The sequence below is a fragment of the Halobacterium bonnevillei genome, from assembly GCF_009831555.1.
In the GTDB taxonomy this organism is placed as follows: domain Archaea; phylum Halobacteriota; class Halobacteria; order Halobacteriales; family Halobacteriaceae; genus Halobacterium; species Halobacterium bonnevillei.
In genome coordinates, this window is sequence record NZ_WUUU01000289.1 from 1 (window position 1) to 2,193 (window position 2,193).

The following is a 2,193-nucleotide window of genomic DNA, read 5'->3' on the forward strand; positions in this document are numbered from 1 at the left end:
GTGGTCCTCCCGAAGCACGTCGAAGACGTCCAGCGGACGGTGCGAATCGCGGCCGACCACGACGTCCCCGTGCTGCCGCGCGGCGCGGGGTCGTCGCTGGCCGGCCAGGCGGTCGGCCCCGGGTGCGTCGTCGTGGACGCGAGCAAGTACATGGACGAGGTCGTGGCCGTCAATCCGAACGCGAAGCGGGCGACGGTCGAACCGGGCGTCGTCCAGGACGACCTCGACGATCGCCTCGCGGAGCACGGTCTCAAGTTCGCGCCCGACCCCGCGTCCTCGAATCGCGCGACCATCGGCGGCGGCATCGGGAACAACTCCACGGGCGCGCACTCGGTCCGGTACGGCATCACGGACGCCTACACCGAGGAACTCCGGGTGGTGCTCGCGGACGGGTCGCTGCTGCACGCCCGGCCCGTCGTCCTGGACTCCCCGGAGTGGGACGCCATCGTCGAACAGGACGACCGTGAGGCAGAGATATACCGGACCGTTCGGCGCCTCGTCGAGGACAACGCGACCGAGATCGACGACCGCTACCCGGAACTCAAGCGCTGCGTCTCGGGGTACAACCTCCACAAGGCCGTCTCCGAGACCGAGGACGGAGAGCGCGTGCTGAATCTCGCGAAGCTGTTGGTCGGTGCAGAGGGGACACTCGGCGTCGTGGTGGAGGCGACGCTCGAACTGGTCACCGTCCCCGAGGAGGCGGCGGTCGCGCTGTACTGCTTCGAGGACCTCCTCGACGCCGTCGCGGCGGTGCCGACTGCCCTCGAGTACGACCCCAGCGCCGTCGAACTGATGGACGACGAGGTGTTCCGCCTCGCCGCAGACTCCCCCGAGTACGCGGAGTACGCAGCGCCGATACCCGACGACTGCGCGGCCGCGCTCATGCTGGAGTTCGACGACGAGTGCCACGACGACCTGGCGGCCGCCGTCGACGCGACCACCGAGGAGTTCGTCGCGGACGGCGCCGCCTTCGACGTGCTCGCAGCCCACGACCCCGACGAACAGGCGGCGCTGTGGAAACTCCGGAAGGCCGCCATCCCGCTGCTGATGAGCCTCGAGGGCGACGCCAAGCCGTACCCGTTCATCGAGGACGCGTCAGTCCCGCCAGCGGAACTCGCGGAGTACGTCGCGGAGTTCCAGGGCGTCCTCGAGGACCACGGGACGTCGGCGGCGTATTTCGCACACGCGGGCGTCGGCACTCTCCACATCCGGCCGGTGTTGAACCTCAAGTCCGAGGACGGCGTGGAAACGATGCACGCCATCAGCGAGGACGTGACCAGCCTCGTCCTGGAGCACCACGGGGCGTTCTCGGGCGAGCACGGCGACGGCCTCGCGCGCACCGAGTTCAACCCCGAACTGTACGGCCCTCAGCTCTGGGCCGCGTTCAAGGACCTGAAGTCGGCGTTCGACCCCGACTGGCTGCTGAATCCGGGGACGGTCGTCTACCGCGACGAAGCCGACGTCGCCGACACGGGGCGGCTCAGGCCCGGGGAGCCAGCCGACTCCCGGGAGTACCTCCGATACGGACCGGCGTACCAGTCCGTCGAGCCGGCGACGGAGCTCGACTTCGCCGACGAGGGCGGGTTCTCGCACCTCGTCGAGCTCTGCAACGGCTGTGGGACGTGCCGCCAGACCGGCGCGGGCGTGATGTGTCCGACGTACCGCGCGTCGCGGGAGGAACTCGAGTCGACGCGCGGCCGAGCGAACGTGCTGCGCGCGGCCATCTCGGGCGACCTGCCCGAGGACGAACTGTACACCGAGCGGTTCCAGGCGGAGGTCCTGGACCTGTGCGTGGGCTGCAAGGCCTGCAAGAGCGACTGCCCCACGGGGGTCGACCTCGCGAAGCTCAAGGCCGAAGTGAAACACCAGTACCACGAGCGCGAGGGCGCGAGCGTCCGGGACCGACTGTTCGCGGACGTCCACCACCTGTTGTCCTGGGGGAGTCGACTCGCGCCGGTGTCGAACTGGGCGGCCGAGGTCCCCGGGGCGGGCTGGCTCGCCGAGCGCACAGTCGGTATCGCGGCCGAGCGGTCGCTGCCCACGTTCCAGCGAACGACGTTCACCGACTGGGCGGCCGGACGGGAATCGAGCGAACCCGACGGCCCGACAGGCCGAGTCGTTCTGGTCCCCGACCCGTTCACCCAGTACTCGAATCCAGCGCCCGGGAAGGCCGCCGTGCGCGTCCTCGAAGCC

At 70.0% G+C, this 2,193-nt stretch carries 1 protein-coding gene; it reads left to right on the forward strand.

Annotated elements, in window-relative coordinates:
• Nucleotides 1-2,193 (forward strand): FAD-binding and (Fe-S)-binding domain-containing protein (locus tag GRX66_RS18430; RefSeq protein ID WP_159527778.1); only part of this gene is annotated, 2,193 nt, incomplete at both ends.